The 20,986-nt window shown below is 66.1% G+C and carries 20 protein-coding genes; 13 read left to right on the forward strand and 7 right to left on the reverse strand.

Annotation, left to right across the window (positions count from 1 at the left end; translation table 11 throughout):
* The first annotated feature begins 14 nt into the window (after positions 1-14).
* The 8 genes from VE092_RS02295 to VE092_RS02330 all read left to right on the forward strand — a co-directional run bounded on the left by VE092_RS02295 (position 15) and on the right by VE092_RS02330 (position 8,767).
* Entirely contained in the window at positions 15-140 is a 126-nt protein-coding gene (locus VE092_RS02295) for a hypothetical protein (RefSeq protein WP_324873406.1), read from the forward strand.
* A gap of 461 nt (positions 141-601) precedes the next feature.
* Complete coding sequence (locus VE092_RS02300) at positions 602-1,546, forward strand: sugar ABC transporter substrate-binding protein (RefSeq protein WP_324873408.1); 945 nt, start codon at positions 602-604, stop codon at positions 1,544-1,546.
* Positions 1,547-1,639: 93 nt separating this feature from the next.
* Positions 1,640-3,208 (forward strand): sugar ABC transporter ATP-binding protein, encoded by a 1,569-nt coding sequence (locus tag VE092_RS02305; protein ID WP_324873411.1) that lies wholly within the window; start codon positions 1,640-1,642, stop codon positions 3,206-3,208.
* A gap of 53 nt (positions 3,209-3,261) precedes the next feature.
* On the forward strand, positions 3,262-4,245 hold the full coding sequence (locus tag VE092_RS02310; RefSeq protein ID WP_324873414.1) for an ABC transporter permease: 984 nt from the start codon (positions 3,262-3,264) through the stop codon (positions 4,243-4,245).
* 11 nt (positions 4,246-4,256) lie between these two features.
* Positions 4,257-5,276: a LacI family DNA-binding transcriptional regulator gene (locus VE092_RS02315; protein WP_324873416.1), complete on the forward strand. Its 1,020-nt coding sequence runs from the start codon at positions 4,257-4,259 to the stop codon at positions 5,274-5,276.
* Between the two features lie 11 nt (positions 5,277-5,287).
* The gene (gene rbsK, locus VE092_RS02320) at positions 5,288-6,199 is read left to right on the forward strand and encodes a ribokinase (protein ID WP_324873419.1); all 912 of its coding nucleotides are present in this window, start codon (positions 5,288-5,290) and stop codon (positions 6,197-6,199) included.
* 18 nt (positions 6,200-6,217) lie between these two features.
* Positions 6,218-6,610 (forward strand): D-ribose pyranase, encoded by a 393-nt coding sequence (rbsD, locus tag VE092_RS02325; RefSeq protein WP_324873421.1) that lies wholly within the window; start codon positions 6,218-6,220, stop codon positions 6,608-6,610.
* Between the two features lie 123 nt (positions 6,611-6,733).
* Positions 6,734-8,767 (forward strand): AsmA family protein, encoded by a 2,034-nt coding sequence (locus tag VE092_RS02330; RefSeq protein ID WP_324873423.1) that lies wholly within the window; start codon positions 6,734-6,736, stop codon positions 8,765-8,767.
* Here the strand turns inward: VE092_RS02330 and VE092_RS02335 are convergent.
* A complete protein-coding gene (locus tag VE092_RS02335; protein ID WP_324873425.1) occupies positions 8,764-9,612 on the reverse strand; it encodes a VOC family protein in 849 nt (282 codons plus the stop codon). The two genes, VE092_RS02330 and VE092_RS02335, sit on opposite strands and share 4 nt — an antisense overlap.
* A 237-nt stretch (positions 9,613-9,849) precedes the next feature.
* Between VE092_RS02335 and VE092_RS02340 the strand changes: the two genes are divergently transcribed.
* Positions 9,850-11,919 (forward strand): response regulator, encoded by a 2,070-nt coding sequence (locus tag VE092_RS02340; protein ID WP_324873427.1) that lies wholly within the window; start codon positions 9,850-9,852, stop codon positions 11,917-11,919.
* Between the two features lie 126 nt (positions 11,920-12,045).
* Complete coding sequence (locus VE092_RS02345; RefSeq protein ID WP_324873429.1) at positions 12,046-12,459, forward strand: DUF2306 domain-containing protein; 414 nt, start codon at positions 12,046-12,048, stop codon at positions 12,457-12,459.
* A 30-nt stretch (positions 12,460-12,489) separates the two neighbouring features.
* Here the strand turns inward: VE092_RS02345 and VE092_RS02350 are convergent, their stop codons facing one another.
* From VE092_RS02350 to VE092_RS02375, 6 genes are all read right to left on the reverse strand, one after another.
* On the reverse strand, positions 12,490-13,185 hold the full coding sequence (locus tag VE092_RS02350) for a VIT family protein (protein WP_324873431.1): 696 nt from the start codon (positions 13,183-13,185) through the stop codon (positions 12,490-12,492).
* A gap of 455 nt (positions 13,186-13,640) precedes the next feature.
* Positions 13,641-14,069 carry a YeeE/YedE family protein gene (locus tag VE092_RS02355; protein WP_324873433.1) on the reverse strand — a complete coding sequence of 143 codons (429 nt, stop codon included), beginning with the start codon at positions 14,067-14,069 and terminating at the stop codon, positions 13,641-13,643.
* Between the two features lie 16 nt (positions 14,070-14,085).
* A complete protein-coding gene (locus VE092_RS02360) occupies positions 14,086-14,520 on the reverse strand; it encodes a YeeE/YedE family protein (RefSeq protein ID WP_324873435.1) in 435 nt (144 codons plus the stop codon).
* 2 nt (positions 14,521-14,522) lie between these two features.
* The gene (locus VE092_RS02365) at positions 14,523-14,840 is read right to left on the reverse strand and encodes a metalloregulator ArsR/SmtB family transcription factor (protein ID WP_324873437.1); all 318 of its coding nucleotides are present in this window, start codon (positions 14,838-14,840) and stop codon (positions 14,523-14,525) included.
* Between the two features lie 154 nt (positions 14,841-14,994).
* The gene (locus tag VE092_RS02370) at positions 14,995-15,246 is read right to left on the reverse strand and encodes a hypothetical protein (protein ID WP_324873439.1); all 252 of its coding nucleotides are present in this window, start codon (positions 15,244-15,246) and stop codon (positions 14,995-14,997) included.
* 127 nt (positions 15,247-15,373) lie between these two features.
* A complete protein-coding gene (locus VE092_RS02375; RefSeq protein WP_324873441.1) occupies positions 15,374-16,267 on the reverse strand; it encodes a LysR family transcriptional regulator in 894 nt (297 codons plus the stop codon).
* A 107-nt stretch (positions 16,268-16,374) separates the two neighbouring features.
* On the opposite strand from VE092_RS02375, the gene VE092_RS02380 reads away from it, so the two are divergent.
* The 3 genes from VE092_RS02380 (at position 16,375) to VE092_RS02390 (ending at position 20,981) form a co-directional block, all read left to right on the forward strand.
* Entirely contained in the window at positions 16,375-17,931 is a 1,557-nt protein-coding gene (locus tag VE092_RS02380) for an NADH-quinone oxidoreductase subunit L (RefSeq protein ID WP_324873443.1), read from the forward strand.
* A 23-nt stretch (positions 17,932-17,954) separates the two neighbouring features.
* Complete coding sequence (locus tag VE092_RS02385; RefSeq protein WP_324873445.1) at positions 17,955-20,477, forward strand: DUF2309 domain-containing protein; 2,523 nt, start codon at positions 17,955-17,957, stop codon at positions 20,475-20,477.
* A gap of 69 nt (positions 20,478-20,546) precedes the next feature.
* On the forward strand, positions 20,547-20,981 hold the full coding sequence (locus VE092_RS02390) for a hypothetical protein (RefSeq protein ID WP_324873447.1): 435 nt from the start codon (positions 20,547-20,549) through the stop codon (positions 20,979-20,981).
* The last annotated feature ends 5 nt before the right edge of the window (positions 20,982-20,986 follow it).

Here is a 20,986-nt window from a genome sequence, read left to right on the forward strand (position 1 = left end):
CAGAGGAGACAGACATGAACCTGATGGAAATGTTGATGGCATATGGTGGCCAGGCGTTGGTGTGGTATGCACTGTATGTGGCGGTGGGCAGCTGTGCCTTCGCAGCCTATGTCTGGCGCCGCACCCATTTCGGCCACTGATCGCAGACCCGGATTCAGGCGCGCGCCCGCAGCAGGCGGACGCGACGCAAGCGGCAGGCGCTCGCAACAGGCGGCGCCGGCCTCCACCCCAGGACGGGGTACAGAACCAGTGCCGGCCTGAAGCATGCCGTTTTCCATCCCGGACAAGGGTCCGGTCATGGAGACGGTGCTGCGCTGGTCACCCCCGGATTTCCTGACTTTGTTCTTTCGCCGCGGCGGGAAGCGTCCTGTCGATGCTTCCCGCCGTTTGCATGCTGAACTAGCCTCGGCCGCCCGCGCGGCGTCTGGCTGTCTACCTCTCCCGAAACTTCCGCGGTCCTACCGGAAACCTGAAAAAAGCTGCACCGCAGCTTTATTTTCTGTTTTCACGGTGCTATTCTCCAATCCGCGCAAACGTTTGCGCACCGATAACGGCGTCTATCTTCTAGGAAACGCCGGCAACATCAATACTGGAGACCCAGATGAACAAATTCACCCGCCGCCATTTCGCCATCGCCGCCCTGGCCTGTGCAGTCCTCCCCGGCGCCGCCATGGCGCAGACCCCAACCAAGCCCAAGGTGGCACTGGTCATGAAATCGCTGGCCAACGAGTTCTTCCTGAACATGGAAAACGGTGCCCGCGAGTACCAGAAGGCCAATGCCGGCAAGTTCGACCTGATCGCCAATGGCATCAAGGACGAGCAGGACACGGCCAACCAGATCAAGATCGTCGAGCAGATGATCGTCTCCAAGGTCAACGCCCTGGTGATCGCCCCGGCCGATTCCAAGGCCCTGGTGCCGGTGGTCAAGAAGGCCATCGACGCTGGCATCATCGTGGTCAACATCGACAACAAGCTGGATGACGCGGCCCTGAAGGAAAAGGGCATCACCGTGCCCTTCGTTGGTCCGGACAACCGCAAGGGCGCCAAGCTGGCCGGCGACTACCTGGGCAAGCAGCTGCAGAAGGGTGACAAGGTCGCCATCATCGAAGGCGTCTCCACCACCTTCAATGCGCAGCAACGCACCCTGGGCTTCCAGGACGCCATGAAGGACGTCGGCGCCAACGTGGTCACCGTGCAGTCCGGCCAGTGGGAAATCGACCAGGGCAACAAGGTCGCGGCCTCCATCCTGAACGCCCATCCGGACATCAAGGCCATCCTGGCCGGCAATGACAACATGGCCCTGGGTGCGGTCGCCGCCATCCGCGCTGCCGGCAAGACCGGCAAGGTGCAACTGGTCGGCTACGACAACATCAACGCCATCAAGCCGATGTTGAAGGATGGCCGCGTGCTGGCCACGGTGGACCAGTTCGCCCAGCAGCAGGCGGTCTTCGGCATCGAGACCGCGCTCAAGGCGCTGTCCGAGAAGAAGCCGCAAAGCGCCCTGGGTGGCGTGGTCGAGACCAAGGTCTCACTGGTCACCAAGTAAGACCGCCGCGCCTCGCATCATCCCTGCAAGCTACCTGCGCCCGCCGAGTCGGGCGCAGGATCTTGTCTCTTTCTCTTTGCGCGCTACAGAACCATGCAGCCCAACGACTCCCCCTCCCAAGGCTCGCCCTTGCTGACACTGTCCGGCATCGGCAAGCGCTATGCCGCTCCGGTGCTCGATGGCATCGACCTGGATCTGCATCCGGGCCAGGTGCTGGCCCTGACCGGTGAAAACGGCGCCGGCAAGAGTACGCTCTCCAAGATCATCTGCGGCCTGGTCGACGCCAGCGCCGGCGGCATGACTCTGGACGGCCAACCCTATCAACCGGTCTCGCGCACCCAGGCCGAAAGCCTCGGCATCCGCATGGTGATGCAGGAACTGAACCTGATTCCCACGCTGTCGATCGCCGAAAACCTGTTCCTGGAAAAACTGCCGCGGCGCTTCGGCTGGATCGACCGCAAGCAGCTGGCCACTGCCGCCCGCACCCAGATGGAAGTGGTCGGACTGGGTGAGCTGGACCCGTGGACCCCGGTCGGTGAGCTGGGCCTGGGCCACCAGCAGATGGTCGAGATCGCGCGCAACCTGATCGGCAGCTGTCGCTGCCTGATCCTGGACGAACCCACGGCCATGCTGACCAATCGCGAGGTGGAACTGCTGTTCTCCCGCATCGAGCGCCTGCGCGCCGAAGGCGTGGCCATCATCTACATCTCGCACCGCCTGGAAGAACTGAAGCGCATCGCCGACCGCATCGTGGTGCTGCGCGATGGCAAGCTGGTCTGCAATGACGACATCGGCCGCTATTCCACCGAGCAGCTGGTACAACTGATGGCCGGCGAGCTGACCAAGGTCGACCTGGATGCCGGTCACCGCCGCATCGGTACGCCAGTGCTGCGTATCCGTGGTCTGGGTCGGGCTCCGGTGGTGCAGCCGGCCAGCCTGGCGCTGCATGCCGGCGAAGTGCTGGGCATTGCGGGCCTGATCGGCTCCGGACGCACCGAGCTGCTGCGCCTGATCTTCGGTGCCGACCGCGCCGAGCAGGGCGAAATCTACATCGGCGACAGCCCGACACCCGCGCGCATCCGTAGCCCCAGGGATGCGGTCAAGGTCGGCATCGCCATGGTCACCGAAGACCGCAAGGGGCAGGGCCTGTTGCTGCCCCAGGCCATCAGCGTCAATACCTCGCTGGCCAACCTGGGCAGCGTGAGCCGTGGCGGCATGCTGGACCATGCGGCCGAGAGCAGCGTGGCGCAGGATTACGTGAAGAAGCTGCGCATCCGCAGCGGCAGCGTGGCCCAGGCCGCCGGTGAACTGTCCGGCGGCAACCAGCAGAAGGTGGTGATCGCGCGCTGGCTGTACCGCGATTGCCCCATCATGTTGTTCGATGAACCGACCCGCGGCATCGACATCGGCGCCAAGTCCGATATCTATCGCCTGTTTGCCGAACTGGCGGCGCAAGGCAAGGGCCTTCTGGTGGTCTCCAGCGACCTGCGCGAGCTGATGCAGATCTGCGACCGCATCGCCGTCATGAGCGCCGGACGCATCGCCGACACCTTCAGCCGTGCCGACTGGTCGCAGGAGCGCATCCTGGCGGCCGCCTTCAGCGGCTATGTCGGACGCCAGGAAGCCGCCGAGGCGGCACACGGGGCCGGCAACACGGCCTGAGCAGCCGGCCTGCGCCCCGCCAGAACTTCAACTGCCAAGAATTGACGAGACAGATGCAAACTTCCACTACTCCCGCCGCCAGCCGGCAAGCGGCCTACCTGGCCGGTTTCAAGAACTACCTGGGACTGATCGCGGCGCTGCTGGCCATGTGCGTGATGTTCGCCTTCCTCAGCGAAAACTTCCTGAGCGCCGCTACCTTCATCACGCTGTCCAATGACATCCCGCCGTTGGTCGTGATGTCGGTGGGCATGACCTTCATCCTCATCATCGGCGGCATCGACCTGTCGGTGGGTTCGGTGATGGCGCTGGCGGCCTCCATGCTGTCCATGGCCATGGTGCGCTGGGGCTGGCCGCTGTATGCGGCCGCGCCTCTGGGTGTGGTGGTGGCCGCGCTGTGCGGCACACTCACTGGCATGGTCTCGGTGCACTGGCGCATCCCGTCCTTCATCGTTTCGCTGGGCGTGCTGGAAATCGCGCGCGGCCTGGCCTATCAGGTCACCAATTCGCGCACTGAATATATCGGCAGCGCCGTGGACGTGATCAGCTCGCCCATCCTGTTCGGCATGTCGCCGGCCTTCCTGTCGGCCATCGCCATCGTCATCATCGCCCAGCTGGTGCTCACCCGTACCGTATTGGGTCGCTACTGGATCGGCATCGGCACCAACGAAGAAGCGGTGCGGCTGTCGGGCGTGAACCCCAATCCCAGCAAGATCCTGGCCTTCGCCCTGATGGGGGCGCTGGCCGGTATCGCGGCCCTGTTCCAGGTCTCGCGCCTGGAAGCGGCCGATCCCAATGGCGGCGTCGGCATGGAACTGCAGGTGATCGCGGCCGTAGTCATCGGTGGCACCAGCCTCATGGGCGGGCGCGGCTCCGTCGTCAGCACCTTCATCGGCGTGCTGATCATCTCGGTGCTGGAGGCTGGCCTGGCGCAGGTGGGCGTGAGCGAACCGATGAAGCGCATCATCACCGGCGCGGTCATCGTGGTGGCCGTGATCCTCGATACCTATCGCCGTCGTGGCCAGCGCCACGCACGCTGAAGCGGGACGCCATGTCGACCATCAAGGATGTCGCCAGGCTGGCCGGGGTGTCCTATACCACCGTCTCGCACGTGCTCAACCAGACCCGGCCGGTCAGCGCCGAGGCGCGTGAGCGCGTGCTGGCCGCAGTCAGTCAGCTGGACTACGTGCCCAGTGCCCTGGCCCGTTCGCTGCGCAGCAAGGTGACCGGCAGTATCGGCCTGATCATTCCCAACAACACCAACCCCTACTTTTCGGAGCTGGCGCGGGGGATCGAGGACCACTGCTATGGCGCCGGCTACAGCGTCATCCTGTGCAATTCCGACGATGATCCTGCCAAGCAGCGCGACTACCTGCAGGTACTGCAGACCAAGCGCTGCGACGGCCTCATCATCGCCACCCTGAACCAGACCGACCTGAACCCGGCCGGCAAGCTGGATATTCCTACCGTGCTGCTGGACCGCGCCCCCAAGGCGCTGGACATTGACCTGGTCAGTACCGACAACGCCCTGGGCGGCAGCCTGGCGGCGCGCCACCTGCTGGAACTGAAACGTCACCGGATAGCCTGCATCGCCGGCCCGGCCGGCCTGCAGCTGTCCGACGAGCGGGTGCAGGGCTTCCGGCAGACGCTGGAGGAGGGCGGCAACCGGCTGGCCAGCGACGACTTGCTGCATGCCGACTTCAGCGGCATCGGCGGCTACCAGGCGGCCATGCAGCTGCTGCAGGCGCGCCCCACGGCGCAGCGGCCCGACGCCATCTTCTGCTGTAATGACATGATGGCCATCGGTGTACTGCGCGCCGCAGGTGAACTGCAGATCGAAGTGCCAGGGCGGCTGTCGGTGGTCGGTTTCGACGATATCGAACTGGCCCAGTTCGTCCATCCGCCCCTGACCACGGTCGCCCAAAACACCCGCAAGCTGGGCAACCTGACCGCGCAGTTCCTGCTCGAGCGCATCGCCGACCCGGCGCTGCCGGCACGGCGCGAGACGGTGGCACCCCAATTACAACCGCGGGGCTCGACGGCCCCGTTGACCCACAAGATCAAGACCTGAAGAGAACCTACATGATCGTCATCATCGGCAGCGTCAACATGGACCTGGTATTGCGTGTGCCGCGCATGCCCATGCCGGGCGAAACCCTGGCCGGCGACAAATTCATGACCATCCCCGGCGGCAAGGGGGCCAACCAGGCCGTGGCTTGCGCCCGCCTGGCGGCACCCGGCACCCGGGTAGCCATGGTGGCCTGCGTGGGCGACGATGCCTTCGGCACCCAGATGCGCCAGTCCATCACCGGCTGCGGCATCGACGACCACTACATCGACGAGGTGGCCGGCGAAGCCACCGGCATCGCTTCCATCATGGTCGACGCCCAGGCACAGAACAGTATCGTCATCGCTGCCGGCGCCAATGGCCGCCTGGACGTGGACCGCATCGAACGCGCCCGGCCGCTCATCGAACAGGCGTCCATCGTGCTGCTGCAACTGGAAGTGCCGATGGCGACCGTGATCCACAGCATCGAACTGGCCCATGCCCTGGGCAAGACCGTGGTGCTGAACCCGGCGCCCGCCCAGGCGCTGCCGCGCGAACTGCTGCAGAAGGTCGATTACCTGATCCTCAACGAAATCGAAGCCGCCATGTTGGCCGAGGACCGGGCTGCTGCACAGTCCGACGACATCCCGCAACTGGCTGCGCGCCTGCATGCGCTAGGCGCCCGCAATGTGGTGGTGACCCTGGGCGAGAAGGGCGTCTATGGTGCCTTTGCCGATGGTGGGCAACGCCATCTGCCAGCGCGCAAGGTGCAGGCGGTCGATACCACTGCCGCGGGCGACACATTCATCGGCGGCTTCATCGGCGCCATTGCCCAGGGCCGCGCGCCCTTCGACGCCATCGCCTACGCCCAGGCCGCCGCCGCTCTGAGCGTCACCCGCGTCGGCGCCCAGACATCCATCCCGACCCGCGACGAAGTCGTACTCTGATCACCCGCCAGGACCGCCATGAAAAAAACTGCCTTGCTCAACGCCGCCATTTCCCACCTGATCGCCACCATGGGCCACGGCGATACCGTGGTCATCGGCGATGTCGGCCTGCCTGTTCCGGCCGGGGTGCCGATGATCGACCTGGCCGTGGCGCGCGGCGTGCCGGACTTCATGACGGTGTTGCAGACGGTGCTCAGCGAATTGCAGGTGGAGTTCCACATTGTGGCCGAAGAGATGCAGACCGTCAGTCCGGCGCTGGCCACGCAGGTCGCCGCCCTCGGCCTGGCGCAACCCCGCCGCCTGAGCCACGAGGACTTCAAGCGTGAGTGCGCCCGCGCCAAGGCCTGCATCCGCACCGGCGAATGCACGCCGTACGCCAACATCATCCTCGGATCGGGCGTGGTGTTCTGAACCCGTCGTCGCGCGTAGCGGCCATCCCTCTGACAAGCAGGCGGCCGGTTTTCCTATAGGCAGGGGAACGGCCCAAGCTGATACTGTTGCGTTTGGATGAGCCAACCGCGGCAGGACAGAACCATGAAACGGGAAGGAGGGGCAGACATGCGCGTGCACTGGGCGAGGGCGCCGCTGATGGCGAAGCTGGCACGGCTGCTGGCCTGGTGCGCCGGCGCGCTGGTCGCGCTGCTGGTCATGCTGGCGCTGCTGGTGGCTCTGTTCGACTGGAACCTCGCCAAGCCCTGGCTCAGTGGCCAGCTCTCGGGTCTGCTGGCGCGTGAGATACGGGTCGACGGGCCGATCAGCCTGTCCTGGTCGCTGGCACCGGCCACACCCCAGGGCGAGGTGTCCTGGCTGCCGCAACTGCATTTCACTGCCCGCGATCTGCAGATCGGCAACCCGGAGTGGGCCCATAGCGCCGATCACCTGGTACGTGCCAGCCTGTTGGATCTGCATTTTTCCCCTTTACCGCTGCTGCGCTGGCACTGGCACATCACCGACATGCAGGTGAGCGGTCTCGACCTGGTCATGGAGCGGGTCGATGATCGCCGCAAGAACTGGCGCTTTTCCGACCAACCGCGTTCGCGCTGGAGCTTCGACATCCACCGCATCGGTTTCGATCACGCCCTGATCCGCTATGTGGATCAGCCGCTGGATCTGGACCTGCGTTTCGACGCCCGCCCACTGGGGCCGGAGGCCACGCGCACGGCCGAAGGCCGCGATGTCCCGCCGGCGCTGGTCCTGCAGGCCGGGGTGTCGGGTCATTACGGCGACGCCCCGCTCAAGGGGCAACTGCGGGGTGGTCCCTTGCCCGACCTGCTCAACGAAGGCAGCGTTTACCCGTTGCGGGCGCAAGGAGAGGTCGGCGAGGTCCTCACCCGGATCGAAGGCAATCTCATCAATCCTCATCAATTGCGCCAGGCCGACCTCAAGATCACTCTCAGCGGCGACAGCCTGGATCGCCTCTTCGCCGCCACCGGGGTGCCGCTGCCCGCCACGCGCGCATTCAGCACGCAAGGCCAGTTGAGCATCACCCGGGTCGATACCGAGACCAAGGCCTGGGACTGGCGCTACGCCCATTTCACCGGCAAGGTCGGCGAGAGCGATTTTGCCGGCGACGCCCATTATTACCGGGGGCCGCCCAAGAACCGCCTGAGCGTGACGGCGCACGCCGACCTGTTGCGGCTGGAGGACTACGTGCCGGCCGCGGGCCAGCGCAATCAGGGCGGTCGGAGCCAGGGCGAGGACCGGGTGCTGCCGCAAAAGCCGGCCCAGCCGCAGCGTTGGGCCAGGCTGGACGCCGAGATCGACCTGAAGGCCCACCGCGTGCAACTGCGCGGCGGCATGGACTGGCAGAATGCCAGCACCCTCATCCGCCTGCAGGACCAGGTGCTCACCGCCGCGCCGCTGCGCTTTACCATGGCCGGCGGCAGCGGCCAGGGGGAGCTTACTCTTGATGGCCGGCAGAGCGAGATCCGCTCGCGACTGCAACTGCAATTGCAGGGTGTACAGGTGCGCCAGCTGTTCCCGCGCCTGGAAAAACTCGATGCCAGCTTCGGCAAGCTGGATGGGCAGGCCACGCTCAGTGGCAGCGGCAACTCGGTGGCCGCCGTGCTGGCCAGCGCCGATGGCCGGATCAAGGCCGACCTGAGCCAGGGCACCATCAGCCAGTTCATCCTGGAGGCAGCTGGCCTGAACCTGGCCAATGCGGTCTTTGCCAAGATGTACCGCGATCAGCAGGTGAAACTGCTGTGCGGAGCGGCCGATGTGACGATCAAGGATGGATTGGCGCAGGTGCGGCACGGCATCCTCAATACCGAGGACGCGGCCATCGACATCACCGGGCAGGTGGATCTGGGGCGGGAAGCGCTGGCGCTGAACGTCTATCCGCGTACCAAGCAGGTGCGCATACTCTCGCTGCGCACACCGCTGTATGTGCGCGGCAGCTTCGCCAAGCCCGATATCGGTGCCAGCAAGGAAGGACTGGCCGCGCGCGCCGGGGCGGCCGCCGCGCTGGCCCTGGTGGCGCCGGTGGCGGCGGTGATTCCGCTGATCACCCCGGGCCAGAAGATCCCCGACGATTGCGCGCCACACGTGGCGGCCGAAACGCGCTAGCTGGAGCGTGCGGCCCGGAACTCGAACAGGGCCTGGAAGGCGGGCAGGGCCAGCACCAGTCGCTGGCCGTCCGGGTCTTGCTGCAGCGGCAGATCCAGGGCTTGCGCTGCGGCGGCGAGATGTGCCAGGTTCCCACCCAGGAAACACAACGCCGCGAACGCAGTCGGACGCTGCGGTGCAAATTCAGCCAGCGCACCGAAGCGCGCCCGCAGATCGGCCGTCTGTGCGAACTCGAGCGCAAAGCCGTCGTCCCATACGCCCAGCCGGGCATAGGCCGCCTGTGCGGCCTGCGGTTGAGGATCGGTCACCAGCAGGCGGTCGATACCGCGCACACCATTGGCATGGACCATCCATTCGGGCCGCCAGACCAGTTCCGGCGTGAAATGGTGGCAGGCGTACACGCGGCCCGCCGCGAACTGCCCGGGAATCAGGCGCACCGTGGAAAAGTGGGCATCGACGCTGCCCCCGTCCAGGGCCACCGGCCGTGAAAAATGTTGCACCGGCTGCACCGCCAGGCCCATGGCCTGCCAGGCGTCGTGGCAGGCCGGTACGTCGTCGACGGCATAGACCAGGCCGTCCAGTCCCAGCGGGCTGTCCAGGATTTCCTGGCGCACCTTGTCGCTGTCGCGGGGCTGGCCGATCAGTTCCAGATAGCCACCGGCGAACATCACCAGATGGTTGACCGAACCCAGGGTGTGATGGCCGCGCGGGGTGAGCGTGAATCCCAGGCCTTGCAGCTGGGCGAGCGCGGTGTCGATGTCGTAGTGGGTGTTGAGGACGAGGTGATCCAGGCGTGCGGGAAAATTTTGTGCCGACGGGAGCGTTTTGGACGGACCTTGGGTCATAGAAGCCAATCAACGAGAAGGAACATGCCGACAGGCGGCGGGCCGCCATTTTACGTGCGGCAAGCCGGCCTGTCATGGCGCGGGTTTTGTCCTGGAGATCGACCGCGCGGCCGGGCTTTCCGCTAAGCTTGCCGACAAGCTCGATCGTGGCCGCTGGCGGCCGGGACCAATGCACTTCAATCAGACACGTACGAACGTACGACCAGGAAAGGCATCAACTTGGATCAGCAACCGCCCATGGAGGGGAACAATCCCCTGAGCAGCGCCTATCGTCATGCCCTGCTGGAGGCGATCGACGATGGTTTCTGCATCATCGAATTCATCGATGGGCCACATGGCCCCCTGAGCGACTACGTTCACATCGAGGCCAATTCGGGCTATCACCGGCATACCGGCATCGAAGGCATCGTCGGCAAGCGTCTGCGCGAAATCGAGCCAGACAATGCCCAGGTGTGGCTGGACGTGTACGGCCAGGTCTTGCTGACCGGCCAGCCACTGCGCTTCGAGCAGGAATTCCAGGCGGTCGGGCGCCATATCGAGGTATCGGCTACCCGGGTCGGTCCGGTGGAGATGCGGCAGGTGTCGGTGCTGTTCCGTGACGTGACAGCGCGCCGCCGGACCGAGACCGCCCTGCGCGAGAATGTGCAGCGCGTACAGCTGGCCCTGGAAGCCGGCGCCATCATCGGCACCTGGATCTGGGACATTCCCTCCGACCGCCTGAATGTCGATGAAGGCTTTGCGGTGGCCTTCGGCCTGGCGCCGGACCGCGATCTCTCGCGCCTGAGCATCGCCGATGTCATGGAGGCGGTGCATCCCGACGACCGCGAACTGCTCGCGGCGCGCATCCGCGAAACCATGGCCCGGGGCGGCACCTATGCCCACCAGTACCGTACGCGCCGGTGCGATGGCCGCTATTACTGGCTGGAAGCCAACGGGCGCGTGGAACTCACGCCGGACGGCGTACCCAGCACCTTCCCCGGTGTGCTCATCGATATCGAAGGCCGGCGCGCCGTCGAGGCCGAGCGCGATCGCGCGCTGGCCGCGCTGCGTTCCCTCAACGAGACCCTGGAGCAGCGTGTGCAGGAGCGCACCACCGCACTGCTGGAAGCCGAGGAAGCGTTGCGCCAGGCGCAGAAGATGGAAGCGGTCGGGCAACTGACCGGCGGTCTGGCTCACGATTTCAACAATATCCTGGCCGGTATCAGCGGCAGCCTGGAGCTGATGAAGGTCCGCATGGCCCAGGGTCGCATCAGTGACATCGAGCGCCATCTCAACGGCGCCCAGTCGGCCGTCAAGCGGGCGGCGGCGCTGACGCAGCGACTGCTGGCCTTCTCGCGACGCCAGACGCTGGACCCGCGAGCCGCCGACCTGAACCGCATCGTGGCCGACATGCATGAACTGATCGGCCGCAGCGTGGGCCCGGCGATCACGGTGGAAACCATTGCCGCCGGCGGACTGTGGAACACCTTCGTGGATATCGGCCAGCTGGAAAATGCCTTGCTCAATCTCTGCATCAATGCCCGCGATGCCATGCCGCATGGCGGGCGGCTGACCATCGAGACCGCCAATCGCTGGCTGGACGACATGGCCGCCCTGCAGCGCGGCGTGGCACCGGGCCAGTATGTCTCGCTGTGCGTGAGCGATACCGGTACCGGCATGTCGCCCGACATCGTGGCGCGCGCCTTCGATCCCTTCTTCACCACCAAACCCACCGGGCAGGGTACCGGCCTGGGACTGTCCATGGTGTACGGCTTTGCCGGCCAGTCCGGCGGCGCGGTGCGCATCTATTCCGAGCTGGGCCAGGGGGCCACCATCTGCATCTACCTGCCGCGCCATCTGGGCGAGGGCGGGGAAGAGGACCTGCCGGTCCCGGAGGAGGCGGGCGCCACCCCGGCGCCGGGCAGCAAGACCATCCTGGTGGTGGACGACGAACCGCTGGTGCGCATGGTAACGGTGGAAGTGCTGGCCGACCTCGGCTACAGCGTACTGGAAGCCGAGGATGGACCGATGGCGCTCAAGCTGCTCCATGCCTATCCCGAACTGGACCTGCTCATCACCGATGTGGGCCTGCCCAACGGCATGAACGGCCGCCAGCTGGCCGACGCCATTCGCGCCCCGCGACCGGATCTGCCGGTGCTGTTCGTGACCGGCTATGCAGAGAATGCGGTGCTCAACCACGGTCATCTGGAGCGCGGCATGCAGGTGCTGACCAAGCCGTTTGCGGCCGATGTGCTGGCGCGGCGGGTCAAGGAACTGGTGGGCGAAGACGAGGAGCGCAAGCGTCGCGAGGCCCACCGCGGCAACTGAGCCCGGACCTACCTGCGGTCACGCCGGGCTGCATTTCGCGCAGAGCAGGGCGCCATTGGTCGCAAAACGCTGGCGACGGCGGAAGGCTGGGATGAGAATCGGGGCCTCGCTTTGCTGGAAGATGCCATGTCCCCGACACCGTTTGTCATCCTGCACCTGGGCGCCGCCCTGAGTGCCGTCCTGATCGGCCCCTTCGCCCTCTGGACCCGGCTCGGCCGCATCGTACGTCCGCGCTGGCACCGCGCGCTGGGCTATGCCTGGATCACCTGCATGTGCATCACCATGCTGTCGGCGCTGTTCATCCGCTCGCATGACCTGCCCAATATCGCCGGCTATACGCCGCTGCATCTGCTGGTGCCGATGAGCGGCCTGCTGCTGTATCGCGCATTGGCGGCGGTCAGGCGCGGTGACGTTGTCCGGCACCGCCGCACCATGCAAAGGCTCTATCTCGGCGCCTGTGTGGTGGCGGGCGCCTTCACGCTTTTGCCTTCACGCTACCTGGGACAGCTGGTGTGGGCTGCCTGGCTGGGCTGGCTGTGAGGGCGCTGGCAAGCCGGCGCCGGGCGGACGCTAGACCGCCGCGCCGAAGAAGGACCCGATGGCCGCCGTGCTGGCCATGGCCAGGGAACTCCACAGGCTGACCCGCAGTGCGCCCTGCCACAGGTTGGCGCCGCCGGTGCGGGCGGCCACTGCCCCCAGTACCGCCAGCGAAAGCAAGGCAGCGATCACGATCGCTTCCAGCAGCCTCGCCGTCGGCGTCAGCCATACCACTGCCAGCGGCAATGCCGCGCCCACCGCGAAGCTCAGGGCCGAGACCAGGGCCGCCTGCACGGGCCGGGCAGTAGTGGTTTCCGAAATGCCCAGTTCATCGCGGGCATGTGCATCCAGGGCATCGTGGGCCATCAGCTGGGTGGCGACCTGATGCGCGGTTTCCTGGCTCAGGCCGCGTCGCATGTAGATCGCCATCAGTTCACGATGCTCGCCTTCGGGATCGGTGGCCAGCTCTTCCTTTTCCTGACTCAGTGCTGCCTTTTCGCTATCGGCCTGGGAATGCACGGAGACATATTCGCCGGTCGCCATCGACATGGCGCCGGCCACCAGGCCGGCCACGCCGGTCAGCAGGACATTGTCGTGACTGGCATTGGCAGCCACCACCCCGACCAGCAGGCTGGCGGTGGAAACGATGCCATCGTTGGCGCCCAGGACTGCGGCGCGCAGCCAGGAGATGGCGTCAACCTTATGATGTTCGAGATGGAATTTGGGCATGGCAGGGCAGGGGAGCGAGAAATCGGAATGGCGCCGATTCTAGAGTCGAGGCCGTGATAAGGCCACGACAATTAGCGAAAATGAGGGCAATTCGCATTTGTTGAGGCCCTGCCGGGCGCGGCTTCCCGCAATCCGACGCCCTTGTCAGCCGCCTGGAAGCAGTGGACGCGACAGTGGCTGATGTCGTCGATGCAGGCTGGCTGCTATTCTTGACCTCATGGGCAGGTCGTAGGAGCGATCATCCTTTTCTCGGCCGCATCTCTCCGGCTCTATCTCTCCGGCTCTCTCAGACGACCCTGCCCGACACCAAGGAGACCACCATGTCTGACCGCAAGCCCAAGACCGCAATCGCCATCGTTGCAGCCATCATCGTGGTGGCGCTCATCGGGGGCATGTCCCTGCTGGGTGTGTTCCAGGCCGGTGGCCACAGTTAAGCGCGCCGGCCCTGCGTGGTCCTAGCCTGGCCGCTGGGTCAGGCGTTCCCGCCAGCGGAACAGGGCCATTCCGGCCAGCATCGCCAGCACGAACACCAGGGCCTTGTCGACGCCCTCGCCCAGCAGCACCAAGGCCGGCCCCGGGCAGATGCCCGCCATCCCCCATCCCATTCCGAACAACAGGCTGCCCAGCACCAGCCGACGGTCGACCCGTCCGCCAGCAGGGAGTTGCATCGGCTGGCCCAACAGCGACTGCTTCCTGCGCCGGGCCCAGGCAAAGGCCGGTACGCCGACGACGATGGCCCCACCCATCACGAAGGCCAGCGAAGGGTCCCAGCGCCCGGCCAGGTCGAGGAAAGCCAGCACCTTGGCCGGATCAGCCATGCCTGAGACGATCAGGCCGAGGCCGAACAGCAGGCCGGCCAGCAATGCAGCGAGTTTGATCGACATCTTCATTTCCTTTTCCTCAGATTCCGGCCACATGGCGCAGCAGGTAGACGCTGGCGAACCCGGCCATCATGAAGCAGGCCGTGGCGACCGCCGAACGCGGCGAAAAGCGCGACAGGCCGCACACTCCGTGTCCGCTGGTACAGCCGGCGCCATAGCGTGTGCCCAGTCCGACCAGCAGCCCCGCCAGGATCAGTTGCGGATAGCCCGCATCGATGCGTACCGCAGGCAGGGCGCCAAACAGCCCGACCAGCACGGGAGCGAGTATCAGCCCCAGCAGGAACAGCAGTCGCCAGCCGCTGTCGCCCGGGCGCGGTGCCAGCAGACCGGCCACGATACCGCTGATGCCCGCGATGCGGCCATTGAAGAGCACCAGGATGGCCGCGGCCAGGCCTATCATCATGCCCCCGGCCAGCGAAACGCCCGGGGTGAAGCTGTGCCAGTCGATATGCATGTTCATTCCTTGGGGCAATATAGTCGATACATCAATTCCAGCATCTGCAGCAAGCGCGCATCGGCCACCCGGTAATAGACCCGCTTGCCGTCGCGTCGGGTGGTCACCACGCCCTCGCTGCGCAGCACGCCCAGTTGTTGCGAGAGGGTGGGCTGACGAATGTCGAGCGCCTCTTCCAGCTCGCTGACACACATTTCCCGTTGCGAGAGCTGGCACATCAGCAGCAGGCGATCTTCGTTGGCCAGGGCCTTGAGGGCGCTCACCGCTTCACCGGCGGCGCGGCGCATCTGCTCGGCCAGCAATGCTGGAGTTTCCGTCATACCAATTCACTATTTAATTAAATATTATATTAAAACATATAATATAGAATCGAATCCGATGACGCAAGACTTCAGCAGCACTGGTCGAAAAAAGGACGGAAAACGCGTTACGGCGGCGACGCGGCGAGTGGAGGGGCCAGGCCAGGAAACGGGGTCAGGAAGCTGCGTGCAACAGGTCGATCAAGTGCCGGCTGGCCTGCTTGGCGGCGGCCATGGCTTCCTCGGCAAAGGCAAAAGGAGCGTCCTGGCCGCAGAATTGCAGCTCACCGTTGATGTAGAGATCCCAGGTCCAGCCACTTGCGCCGGTTCCCCCCATTGCATCCTGGTCATCCCGTGCCGGGGTGCCCGGGCACTTGAGCTCGATCCTCACCAGCTCGTTGCGATACCTGAAAAGTGCCTTCCTCATCTTGTCCGCCGCGTTTCTTATTGTGAAGCAGGCGGCTTTACCGAAGCTCATCCTGACCTGACGAAGTGTACGCTATTACCTGAATGGCAATAATGGTATTAGATTGCATATAGTCAGGGCAAGCCGTTCAAGCGGCGCGTGGCCCGGCGCTGAGTAGCCGGTCCAGCAATTCATCGTGATGGTGGTGCGGCGTGGTGATGGCATAGAAACTCTCCACCAGTTCGCTGGTCTGGCCGGCGACCACCAAGGTGCCGGCGCGCAATTCATCCTGCACCACCACCTCCGGCAGCACGGTCAACCAGCCACTGTCCCGGGCGATCAGGCGCAGCATGGCCATGTCGTCGACTTCGGCGCGCATGCGCGGGCGCACGTCGTTGGAGATGCACAGGGCGTCGAACTGCATCCGCAAGGCGTGCCGCGGGCCGGGCAGGGCCATGTCCACCCCTTCCAGGTCTTGCGGGATGCGCAGGCTGCGACTGTCCCAGCGATGTGCAGGCCCCACCACCGAGACGGCCTGACTGCCCAGGAAGCGGCAGTGCAGCGGACGGTCCGGGTCTGACGGTACCGTTTCATTGGCCAGCACCACGTCCAGCTGATGCTGCACCAGCCTCTCCAGCAGGCCTTCCAGCAAGCCCGACTCCAGGGTCAGCGCCACCCTGGCATCGGAGAGCATGGGCCTGATCCAGTTTTCCTGGTAATTACGCGACAAGGTGGCCACGCTGCCCACCCGCAGCCGGGTGACGCCGGCCGAGCGGCCTTCCAGCCGGCCCAGCATTTCCTGGCTGAGCCCGAAGATGTTGTCGGCATAGGTAAATACCAACTGCCCGGTATCGGTCAGGCTCAGACGCCGACCCTCGCGGAGGAAGAGGTCTTCTTCCAGCTGTTTTTCCAGCTGTCGGATCTGCGCCGATACCGCCGATTGTGAGGTATGAAGTTCTTCGGCGGCCCGGGTCAAATGGCCGAGCTTGGCGACCCGCCAGAAATAGCGAAGATGGTGGAAATTGAGCTGTTCTAACCGCATTGTTCTTAATTATAGATTGATTCGTTCATATAAATGTAATTTACAGAACGATCCATGGCAAGCATCATGTGTGCATCGCACAATTCGCAATGCATGGGGCTGCCGTCATGACCACTCTTCACTTTCTTTCCCATACCGCCTGGCTGTGCCCGGCGCTGATGCTGTTGGCGGCCATGCTGCCGGTCTGCTCCGGGGCGTCTCAGGCGGGGCTGTGGCGCGGCTTCCAGGCGATGTCGGCGCTGGCGCTGCTGGCGGCCCTCGTCAACCTGGCCCTGGGAAGCCAGGCCGGCCCCTGGCCGGGCGTACTGGGGGTGTCCACCCTCGGCCTGGTGCTGGCGGTCCTGGTGCAGGCGCTGGGTACGGTCATCGGTAGTTTTTCGGCGCGCTACCTGCAGGGCGAAGCCGGGCAGCGCCAGTACGTGGCGGCGCTGGCCGGGGTGTTGACGGCGGTGCATCTGCTGCTGCTGGCCGATCACTGGTTGGTACTGATTGCCGCCTGGGCGCTGGTCGGCCTGGCACTGGAAAAATTGCTGTGCTTCTATCCCGAGCGCCCCTTCGCCCGGCTGGCGGCCTACAAGAAGCGCATCGCCGACCGCCTGGCGGACCTGCTGCTGCTGGCCGCGGCCTGGCTGGCCTGGTCAGCCGTGGGCAGTGGCAGCTTCCCGGCGCTGTGGGCGCACCTAGCGCAGCACGGGATGTCGCCGGCCCTGCAGGGCAGCGCCCTGTGCCTGACGCTGGCGGTGATCCTGCGCACCGCCTTGCTGCCGGTACATGGCTGGCTGATCCAGGTGATGGAAGCGCCCACCCCGGTATCGGCCCTGCTGCACGCGGGCGTGGTCAACCTGGGCGGCTTCGTGCTGGTGCGCTTTGCACCGCTACTGGAACAGGCGTTCGTCGCGCGCAGCGTGCTGCTGGTGGTCAGCGCCGCCACCGTCCTGCTGGCCGGGCTGGTGATGCTCACCCGCATCAGCATCAAGGTCAAACTGGCCTGGTCCACCGTGGCGCAGATGGGCTTCATGCTGCTCGAATGCGCGGCCGGGTTATACCTGTTCGCCGCGCTGCACCTGATCGGCCATTCGCTGTACAAGGCGCATGCCTTCCTGTCGGCCTCTTCGGTGGTGCGCGAGGCGCGTCTGCAGGCCTTGTACGTGGCGCCGTCGCCCTCGGTGGCCAGCGTGGTCGCAGCCCCGCTGTTGAGCGGCGGCCTGGTGCTGGCCTTGCATCAGGCCGCCGCTCCTGGTGCCTGGCCGTGGTGGTGGAGCGGTGTGCTGGCGCTGGCCTGGGCGCCCTTGCTGTGGTTGCGGGCCGGCCCCGGCCATTGGCCGCTGAGGACGCTGACGCTGGGGCTGGCGGCGTCCGCCGGCCTGACCCTGGCCGCCCTGGCTGCGCATCATTTGCCCTTGCAGATCATCGATGCGCCCAGGAGCGGCTTCGGCGCCCTGGCCCTGGCGACCATGCTGGTGCTGTATGTGTGCATGGGACTGCTGCAATTGCATCCGCAGGCCATGGCCGCCTGGCGTCGCCGCAGCTACGCCGGCTTCTATCTGGATGAAGCCTATACCCGGCTGGCGCTGAGCTTGTGGCCTGCCGACTGGGCTCCCAGGGCGCGCCGTGAGGCCACGACGCAGGCCGCCCCCACCTTGCTGAGCGATGCTCAGCGTTGAACCGGATGGTTTGGAGATTGCCCATGAATGCCTTTACCCACCACAGTCAGGCCGCCCTGGCCGGCTCCGCCCGGGCGGCCTGGACCGAGGACCAGACCCGGCAGCTGGAGCAGGCCTGTCAGGATGCCTGCGGTGCCATCGCCCCGGCCTGGCCGCTGGACCGCGCCATCGCCGTTAACCCCCACTGGACCCGCGTCGGCCTGCCGCTGCGCCAGGTCGCCGCGCGCATGTTGCTGCTGGGCGGCATCCAGGTGCTGCCGCCGCGGGAGCAACTGCGCCAGGCCTGGGAGCAGGGCCGCGTCACTCCTGCCGACCTGGACTATGCCCTGGCGCAGTCCGCTGAAGCCGCCGCACGTGGCATCGATGTGGCGCACTGCCTCTCGGTGCTGGGCTCTTCCACCCAGTCACCGCGCCTGCCGCTGCTGATCGACGTACTGGACAACGACCCCCAGCGCCACCGGCGCCTGTCCTGGCGGCAGGCCATCACCCACCAGGTCAGCCAGACCTGCGCCGCCTATTTCGACCGCCACCAGGCCGATTGGCAGCCACAGCGCGGCATGGGACTGTATGCCTTCTGGCGCGAGACGCTGGAACACGATCACGGCATCGGCCTGCTGATGGGCCTGCCACACCTGGCACGTGGCATCCGCGCGCTGCCGGGCTGTGCCCGCGAGGCCGAACGCTGGGTCATGCAACATCTGGGACTGCCGGCCGAGGTCTGGGCCGACTATCTGGAAGCCGTGCTGCTGACTGTCAACGGCTGGGCTTCCTGGTGTGCCTACCTGGGTTGGCAGGCGCGCCTGGAGCAGGGCAGCGATGCACACCTGCGCGAACTGCTGGCCATCCGCATGGCCTGGGGCGCCTTGCTGCTGGAATGCAAGGACGATGCGGCGGCCAGCCATGCCTTCCACACCGTGCAGCATGCCTGGGCGCGCGCACCGGAACGTCTGCAACAGGCGCAGCACGACCTGCTGGTGGACGAACTGTGGCAGGTCGCGCTGGAAGCCGGCTACCAGCGCCGGCTGGCGGCGCAGCTGCGGCAAACGGCGGCGGCACCGGTGCCGGCCATCGAGGTGCAGGCCGCCTTCTGCATCGACGTGCGCAGCGAACCGCTGCGGCGGGCTCTGGAGAGCGTGCATCCCGGCATCCAGACCCTGGGTTTCGCCGGTTTCTTCGGCTTGCCGGTGGCCTACACGCCACTGGCCAGTGAAGCCAGCCGGCCGCAGCTGCCGGGCCTGCTGGCGCCGGCCTACCAGGTGAGGGATGGCATCCAGCCAGCCGGCGCAGCGGCTGCCAGCGGGGTACTGACGGCGGCCGTGGCCCGTGCCCGGCGGCGGACACTGGCCGCCCGCGAACAGTGGCAAGGCAATACCCGCTGGCCTGGTTCGGCCTTCTCCTTCGTCGAGGTGGCCGGGGTGACGGCGCTGGGGGGCTTGTGGAAATGGCTGCGGCCCGGCCGGGCGGAGCGTGCGCGCGATGATCTGGCAGGCTTGCCGACGCGTTACCGGGCGCTGTGCCGTCCGCAGCTGGAAACCATCCCGCTGGCCGACAAGGTCGCCCTGGCCGCCCGCGTATTGCATGCGATGGGGCTGGACCGGCAGATCGCCGCGCTGGTGCTGCTGGTCGGCCACGGCAGTCAGTCCGCCAACAACGCCCATGCAGCGGCGCTGGATTGCGGCGCCTGCTGCGGCCAGACCGGCGAGGTCAATGCCCGGACGCTGGCGCAACTGCTCAACGAGCGTGAGGTAAGACAGGGCTTGCAGGCGCGGGGGATCGCGATTCCCGATGACAGCCGCTTCCTGGCGGTGCTGCACAATACCACCACCGATGAAGTGGAAGCCTTCGACCTCGACCTGCTGCCGCCGGCCAGCCAGCAGCGCTGGCATGCGCTGCAGCCGGTGCTGGCCGAGGCCGGGCACCGGGTGCGCAGCGAACGTGCCGCCCGGCTCGGCCTGCAGACGCCGCAGGCGCCGGAGGCGCTGTTGAAGGCCCTGCGCCAGCGCGCCAACGATGGTGCCGAGACCCGCCCGGAATGGGGCCTTACCGGCAACGCCGCCTTCCTGATCGCGCCGCGCGCGCGCAGCCGGGGACTGGACCTGGGGGGACGCTGTTTCCTACATGACTATGACGCCGGCCAGGACGCCGACGGCAGTGTGCTGGAACTGTTGATGACCGCGCCGATGCTGGTGACGCACTGGATCAACTGGCAATACCACGCCTCCACCAGCGACCCGGCGCGCATGGGCAGCGGCAACAAGCTGCTGCACAACGTGGTGGGCGGAACCATCGGTGTGTTCGAGGGCAATGGAGGCGATCTGCGTATCGGCCTGTCGAGGCAGTCGCTGCACGACGGCCAGCGCTGGGTACACGAACCCTTGCGGCTGACGGTGGTCATCGACGCGCCGCAGGCTGCCATCGACGACATCATTGCGCGCCATGCCATCGTGCGCCAGTTGCTGGCGCATGGCTGGCTGCACCTGTGGCGCTTCGCCGGCAACGGACTGGCGCAATGGAAGCCGGAGGGCTGGCAGGCGCTGCTCTTGTGAAAGCGCTGGACCGAGGGCCGGATGAGGTAGCATGATCGCCGTTTTGCTTACCTGATCGCCGGAGAATCAATGAACCCCATCCAGCCCGCCCGCGACGCGCGCCGCGCGTCTGAACCCGTATCCCGCGCGCGGACGGGGACCGCGCCCCGGCGCCTGACGCTGCTGTGCCTGGTCCTGGCGCTCTCGGGTTGCGCCACCGAAGCCTACCGCGCCACCGAAAGCCAGTGCGCGCCCGCTGCCTACGCCCAGTATCCGGTGATCAACCAGACCCGCATGGAAATGCGTACGCGCCCCATCCAGGTGCCGACCGGGCAGACCCGGTGCAGTTCGGTCACCAACGGCAACCGCACCGATACTGTCTGCCAGGACATCACCCGTACCGAATACCAGTCCTATCCGGTCTACGTCACGGCCGACATCAACGAATATGGGCGCAACCAGGTCATCGCGGCCTGCGCGCGCAATCAGTGCCTGCGCACGCACGGCAACCCCGATTGCAAATGAGGCGC

The organism is Herbaspirillum sp., assembly GCF_035644555.1.
In the GTDB taxonomy this organism is placed as follows: domain Bacteria; phylum Pseudomonadota; class Gammaproteobacteria; order Burkholderiales; family Burkholderiaceae_D; genus Herbaspirillum.

Bases quoted from the DNA above. Each gene is read 5' to 3' on its own strand.
- VE092_RS02305 (WP_324873411.1), top strand. From the start codon at position 1,640: ATGCAGCCCAACGACTCCCCCTCCCAAGGCTCGCCCTTGCTGACACTG.
- VE092_RS02345 (WP_324873429.1), top strand. From the start codon at position 12,046: ATGTCCCCGACACCGTTTGTCATCCTGCACCTGGGCGCCGCCCTGAGT.
- VE092_RS02295 (WP_324873406.1), top strand. From the start codon at position 15: ATGAACCTGATGGAAATGTTGATGGCATATGGTGGCCAGGCGTTGGTG.
- VE092_RS02330 (WP_324873423.1), top strand. From the start codon at position 6,734: ATGAAACGGGAAGGAGGGGCAGACATGCGCGTGCACTGGGCGAGGGCG.
- VE092_RS02315 (WP_324873416.1), top strand. From the start codon at position 4,257: ATGTCGACCATCAAGGATGTCGCCAGGCTGGCCGGGGTGTCCTATACC.
- VE092_RS02390 (WP_324873447.1), top strand. From the start codon at position 20,547: ATGAACCCCATCCAGCCCGCCCGCGACGCGCGCCGCGCGTCTGAACCC.
- VE092_RS02370 (WP_324873439.1), bottom strand. From the start codon at position 15,246: ATGAGGAAGGCACTTTTCAGGTATCGCAACGAGCTGGTGAGGATCGAG.
- VE092_RS02385 (WP_324873445.1), top strand. From the start codon at position 17,955: ATGAATGCCTTTACCCACCACAGTCAGGCCGCCCTGGCCGGCTCCGCC.
- VE092_RS02350 (WP_324873431.1), bottom strand. From the start codon at position 13,185: ATGCCCAAATTCCATCTCGAACATCATAAGGTTGACGCCATCTCCTGG.
- VE092_RS02335 (WP_324873425.1), bottom strand. From the start codon at position 9,612: ATGACCCAAGGTCCGTCCAAAACGCTCCCGTCGGCACAAAATTTTCCC.
- VE092_RS02360 (WP_324873435.1), bottom strand. From the start codon at position 14,520: ATGCATATCGACTGGCACAGCTTCACCCCGGGCGTTTCGCTGGCCGGG.
- VE092_RS02365 (WP_324873437.1), bottom strand. From the start codon at position 14,840: ATGACGGAAACTCCAGCATTGCTGGCCGAGCAGATGCGCCGCGCCGCC.
- VE092_RS02380 (WP_324873443.1), top strand. From the start codon at position 16,375: ATGACCACTCTTCACTTTCTTTCCCATACCGCCTGGCTGTGCCCGGCG.
- VE092_RS02355 (WP_324873433.1), bottom strand. From the start codon at position 14,069: ATGTCGATCAAACTCGCTGCATTGCTGGCCGGCCTGCTGTTCGGCCTC.
- VE092_RS02340 (WP_324873427.1), top strand. From the start codon at position 9,850: ATGGAGGGGAACAATCCCCTGAGCAGCGCCTATCGTCATGCCCTGCTG.
- rbsK (WP_324873419.1), top strand. From the start codon at position 5,288: ATGATCGTCATCATCGGCAGCGTCAACATGGACCTGGTATTGCGTGTG.
- rbsD (WP_324873421.1), top strand. From the start codon at position 6,218: ATGAAAAAAACTGCCTTGCTCAACGCCGCCATTTCCCACCTGATCGCC.
- VE092_RS02300 (WP_324873408.1), top strand. From the start codon at position 602: ATGAACAAATTCACCCGCCGCCATTTCGCCATCGCCGCCCTGGCCTGT.
- VE092_RS02375 (WP_324873441.1), bottom strand. From the start codon at position 16,267: ATGCGGTTAGAACAGCTCAATTTCCACCATCTTCGCTATTTCTGGCGG.
- VE092_RS02310 (WP_324873414.1), top strand. From the start codon at position 3,262: ATGCAAACTTCCACTACTCCCGCCGCCAGCCGGCAAGCGGCCTACCTG.